This window comes from Syntrophomonas sp. UBA5494, assembly GCF_002426325.1.
The window spans coordinates 282-5,702 of record NZ_DIPG01000140.1; the positions used below are offsets into that span (position 1 = coordinate 282).

The 5,421-nt window shown below is 49.4% G+C and carries 5 protein-coding genes; all 5 read left to right on the forward strand.

The features are described from left to right. The first annotated feature begins 109 nt into the window (after positions 1-109). The 5 genes from B3W37_RS15665 (at position 110) to efp (ending at position 5,194) form a co-directional block, all read left to right on the forward strand. The gene (locus B3W37_RS15665) at positions 110-1,492 is read left to right on the forward strand and encodes a TldD/PmbA family protein (RefSeq protein WP_483176373.1); all 1,383 of its coding nucleotides are present in this window, start codon (positions 110-112) and stop codon (positions 1,490-1,492) included. A 173-nt stretch (positions 1,493-1,665) separates the two neighbouring features. Then, entirely contained in the window at positions 1,666-3,012 is a 1,347-nt protein-coding gene (locus B3W37_RS15670) for a TldD/PmbA family protein (RefSeq protein ID WP_483176374.1), read from the forward strand. 18 nt (positions 3,013-3,030) lie between these two features. Beyond that, entirely contained in the window at positions 3,031-3,483 is a 453-nt protein-coding gene (gene aroQ, locus B3W37_RS15675; RefSeq protein WP_483176375.1) for a type II 3-dehydroquinate dehydratase, read from the forward strand. An 89-nt stretch (positions 3,484-3,572) separates the two neighbouring features. Continuing rightward, positions 3,573-4,622 (forward strand): M24 family metallopeptidase, encoded by a 1,050-nt coding sequence (locus B3W37_RS15680; protein WP_483176392.1) that lies wholly within the window; start codon positions 3,573-3,575, stop codon positions 4,620-4,622. Positions 4,623-4,636: 14 nt separating this feature from the next. Beyond that, the gene (gene efp / locus B3W37_RS15685; RefSeq protein ID WP_483176376.1) at positions 4,637-5,194 is read left to right on the forward strand and encodes an elongation factor P; all 558 of its coding nucleotides are present in this window, start codon (positions 4,637-4,639) and stop codon (positions 5,192-5,194) included. The last annotated feature ends 227 nt before the right edge of the window (positions 5,195-5,421 follow it).

Below are 5,421 nucleotides of genomic sequence, written 5' to 3' on the forward strand. Positions count from 1 at the left end.
TTTCGTTGGTGGTTGTGGCCTACGGCCATTGCAGGGTGCCCCAGCCCTGAGGCCCGTTCCTAACGCCGAGACCGTAGGGTAGGCAAATATATACTTAAGGGGGTTAATTATGCTGGATACTGACCTGTTGACCCGGATACTAGGTGTGGCATTGGCTAAAGGCGGACAATTTGCAGAAATATTTGTGGAGGAGAAATATCTCAATAATGTTTTCTGTGAAGACAATAAAATAGAAAAAATTCATAACGGTATTGAACGAGGCGCAGGCATACGCGTTGTCCACGCAGGTAAAACCTCTTATGTATATACTAATGATCTGACTGAAGCCGGACTTAAAAAGGCGGCTCAAATTGCCGCTCATACCAATCAGGAAGTGGACATTGCGGCTGACGGGCTGAGTTTACATAAAAGAGCGCCGCGCATCCAGCTGGAATTTGCCCAGTTTCCTGAGACGGTAAGTCTGGAGGAAAAAGTAAAACGGGTGAACTCGGCGAATCGGGCGGCCAGAGAAGTAAGTGATTTGATCCGGCAGGTCACGTTAGCTATAGGGGATGTCCATCGTAAGGTCCAGATAGCCAACTCGGCCGGGGATTTAATAGAAGATGAAATGGCCCGCCTCCGCTTGATAGTAAACTGTATTGCAGCCCGTGACGGTATTATCCAGACCGGTTATGAATCTACCGGAGCCGTGGCCGGATGGGAGTTCATCGATACGGTATCTTTTGATGAAATGGCTCGAAGAGCAGCCGGGCGAGCGGTTAATATGCTGACAGCCCGACCCGCACCGGCGGGCAGAATGGCCGTGGTGATGTCCTCCGAAGCCGGCGGGACTATGGTTCATGAGGCTTGCGGTCATGGGATGGAAGCGGATCTGGTCCAAAAAGGACTATCAGTATATAAAAATCAACTGGGTCAAAAGGTGGCCGGGGATAACGTTACGGTGATAGATGATGGAACTATCCCGGGCCGGTACGGAAGCGGGGCTTTTGATGATGAAGGCACCCCCCGGGCGGAAACGGTGTTAATCGATCATGGGGTACTGGTTAATTATATGTATGACCGTTTGACTGCACTAAAGGACGGCTGCATGTCCACCGGCAACGGACGCCGGGAATCTTATCAGCATAAACCGGTTCCCCGTATGACTAATACTTTCATTCAATCCGGTACGGAGGACCCGGCGGAAATAATTGCCGGCACCAAATACGCCCTGCTGGTTAAACAGATGGGTGGCGGACAGGTTAATACCACCAACGGCGATTTTGTCTTTGATGTGCAGGAAGGCTATATAATCGAGAATGGTAAAGTTAAATATCCGGTGCGGGGGGCAACCTTGACCGGCAACGGACCACGGGTTTTAAAGGATATCGACCGGGTGGGCTGTGATCTGGGATTTGCCATCGGAGTCTGCGGCAAGGACGGCCAGGGCGTACCGGTGGGGGATGCCCAACCGACCATTCGCATTAAGGAGCTTACGGTTGGAGGAACGTAATTCAATCCTGAAGGACATTGATTTAATTGTCATCCTGAGGCCAAGCCGAAGGATCTTACCTGTTAGCAAGGGGAAAGATCCTTCACTAAGGTTCAGGATGACATGTAAACCAGGCTCTGAAGCCCGCTCCTTCGTCGGGGCTGTAGGGCCTGCTACGGAAAGGTGAGGGCATTTTGGAATATAATTCGGAAGAAAACTTAATTAAGATGGCGGAAAATGCTCTGGAGGTTGCGGCGAAGCAAAGAGTCGCGGCTGAAGCTTTTTTGTTATATGAACGGGAGCTGGGCCTGGAGGTGGCCGGAGGTGAGGTGCAGAGCCTGAAGCAGGCCGAACAGGCGGGTATGGGCATCAGAGTTATAAAAGCCGGCCGGGTTGGTTTTGCCTATAGCAGTGACCTGTCGGACCGGGCGATACGTGAGACCGTCGACCATGCCATTGCCATTGCTGATTATACCTCGACCGATAAATACAATGTGTTGCCCCGTGGAAAGTTTACCTATCCGGTGGTGGAGACTTATGACCAGGGCATAAATGAAGCCAGCGTGGAAGAAAAAATAGCTTTGGCCAGGCAGGCGGAGGATTTTGCCCGGGCTCATGATAATCGGGTTACCGTAGTGGAACGGTCCGCCTATGATGATAATGAATTCATCTGTGTAATAATGAATACGGAAGGCATATGTGCGGCAGGCCGGGGCAATTATTGCGGTCAGCACATCTATCTGGTGGCCGAAGAGGACGGTGATGCCCAGAGTGGTTTTGCCATGAGAAGCAGCCAGCACTTTTCCGACCTTTCCCCGCGGGAGCTGGGGATTGAAGCGGCCATCCGGGCGGGCAGGAGCCTGGGGGCCAGAAGCATTGCTTCCGCACATTTGCCCTGCATTATGGAGCCGGCAGTAACCGCCCGGTTTATGACCATATTGGCTCAGTTGGTGGATGCCGGTGCCGTACAGAAAAATAAATCCATGCTGGCGGGAAAACTGGGTCAGATAGTAGCTGCGCCGGTAGTTAATCTGGTGAATGATGGACTTGACCCGGCCGGCATTCCATTTCCTTTTGATGCCGAAGGCGTTCCCAGCAGCAGGAACATTATTATTGAAAATGGGATATTGAGGAGCTTTTTGTATGATACTTACACGGCAGAAAAAGACGGGGTGCAATCCACCGGAAATGCGCAGCGGGCATCATTCAGGGCTCTGCCTGGCGTGGGTGCTACTAATTTTACCATAACCGGACCTAACCGGCCGGAAGCTTTAATAAGCGACCTTGAAGAGGGATTTTATATTACTGATGTAATGGGAATGCATACGGCCAATCCGGTCTCCGGAGATTTTTCCGTCGGTGCGGCCGGAATAATGATCGAAAAGGGCCGGCTGACGTTTCCGGTGCGGGGCATAACCATTGCCGGCAATCTGGGACAATTGCTGCAGGATGTAAACGCGGTAGGCAATGACCTGCGCTTTTTTGGCTCCCGGGGTGCATCTACCATTCGTCTGAAAAATTTGAGCATTGGCGGAAAGTAAAGTTAAGGGGGGATTTTGGTGCCCAGGATACTTGTAATTAACGGACCCAATCTGAATATGCTGGGAATTCGCGAAGTCGGAATATATGGAGTTAAGAGCCTGACTGAGATCAATGCGGAATTGGAACAGATAGCGCTTGAGGCCGGAGTGGAACTGGAGCTGTTTCAATCCAATCATGAGGGAGCAATTGTAGACGAAATTCAAAAAGCCTATAAACGGGTCGACTTTATCATTATCAATCCAGGCGCTCTGACGCATTACAGCATCGCCCTGTGCGACGCTTTGAAAGCGGTGGACATACCGTTTATCGAAGTGCACCTGTCCAATATTTATGCCCGTGAAGAATTTCGGCGCCACTCCCTCCTGTCTCCCCTGGCGGCGGGAATTATTATGGGCATGGGAGCCTGGGGCTATCGTCTGGCACTGGAGTCTGCGCTAAACCTGTTGCAGGGAAAACAGCAGTCTGAGTAAAAAAGCATTTTCACAATCGTGCTGCTGGGTTAAAATAAGAAAGAGTATAACAATATATAGTTTAGAGGTGTAGTACGATCAAACAGCGTATAGAAAAACTTCGCAGCTTAATGACAGAACATAATATCGATACATTTATAGTTTCTCAACCCGAGAATATTCTTTACCTGTCCGGGTTTACGTCCGGAGCTGATGCCAGACTGGTTATTACGCCGGCCCGGCAATATCTGGTGACTGATTCCCGTTACTGGGAGCAGGTGGAGAGAGAGGCTCCTGATTGGGAACTGATTAAAGAAAACCATCCGGATTTTAACAGCATGTTTGCCCTTATAGACCGGGCGGCCCGCACCGGGGTGGAAAGTCACTATATTACATATGCCGATTACCTTGGAATTAAGAGCAAACTGGGCCGGGAACCGGTTCCGGTAAATCAATTGATAGAAGAACTGCGCCTGGTCAAGGATGAAGACGAATTACAGTGCCTGAGAGATTCGGCCCATATCAGTGATGAAGTTTTTAAAGAAGCAGCCGCTTTTATTAAACCGGGTCTAAGCGAACGCCAGGTAGCCAGCTATATTGCTTATCAACTCAGAGAACATGGCTGTGCCAGGGAGTCTTTTGAGACCATAGCAGTGGCCGGTCCCAATGCCGCTTTGCCGCATGGAAAACCGGGCAGCCGCCTGCTGGCTCAGGGGGACATGCTTACAATGGATTATGGCGGCTTTTTTAAGAACTATGCCGGGGATATGACCCGGACGGTGTTTATTGGCTCCGCTTCCCCGGACAGCCGGGATAAATATATGAAGGTGCTGGAAGCGCAGCAATTGGGGGTATCACTGGTTAAACCCGGTGCGCGGTGCTCCGATGTAGACCGGGCGGTTCGTGACTGCCTGGCCCAATATGGTCTGGATGTCTATTTTGGACATGGCCTCGGACACGGAGTAGGTTTGGAAATTCACGAAGCTCCCAGACTTTCACGGTTTTGTGATACTATTTTAGAAGAGAATATGGTAGTTACAGTTGAACCGGGCATATATATCCCCGGTTGGGGAGGTATACGAATCGAGGACACGGTTATAGTCAGGAACGGGGGATGTGAGGTTATCACCCATACTGATAAAAGTTTACTTACTTTATAACATGGAGGGATACGATGATTTCGGTTAATGATTTTAAGACAGGTGTTACCATTGAAATGGATGGTCAGGCTTACCAGGTGGTGGATTTCCAGCATGTAAAGCCTGGTAAAGGCGCTGCTTTCGTGCGGGCCAAGCTTAAGAATATAAAAACCGGCGGTTCGGTCGAAAAAACTTTCCGCGGCGGTGAGAAAGTTCCCCGCGCCCATTTGGAAAATAAGGAAATGCAGTATCTGTATAATGACGGTGAAGATTATGTCTTTATGGACACGGAGAATTTTGAACAGATCAACATCAGCAAAGAAACCATCGGTGATGGGATTAAATGGCTGTTGGAGAATATGAATATACGTATTCTGCTTTTCCAGGATAATATCATCGGGGTTGAATTACCGAACTTTGTAGAGCTGGAGGTAGTTGATACGGAGCCTGGAGTTAAGGGCGATACTGCCACCGGTGCGACCAAGAATGCTACGCTGGAAACGGGAGCGGTGGTACAGGTGCCTTTGTTCATTAATACCGGCGACCGGATCAGAATAGATACCCGTATCAGTCAATATATGGAAAGAGCTTAGGCTTGTAGGAATTTTTGGCGGAAGGTTTGCCTCTTGCTTTTTCAGTTGGGGACACACCTTCCTTTCAGGTTTGCTGCGCCAACCGAAGTAAGGAATGTCCCCGGTTGGTGGTAGGGCAAAATATATAACAGAATATATTTTTTCGTTTATTTCCTCTCTTTTATACCAATACTAAAGTATAAGTTTTGCATAATTAACTTTTTCCTATGATTAAGCAGTAACTTTGC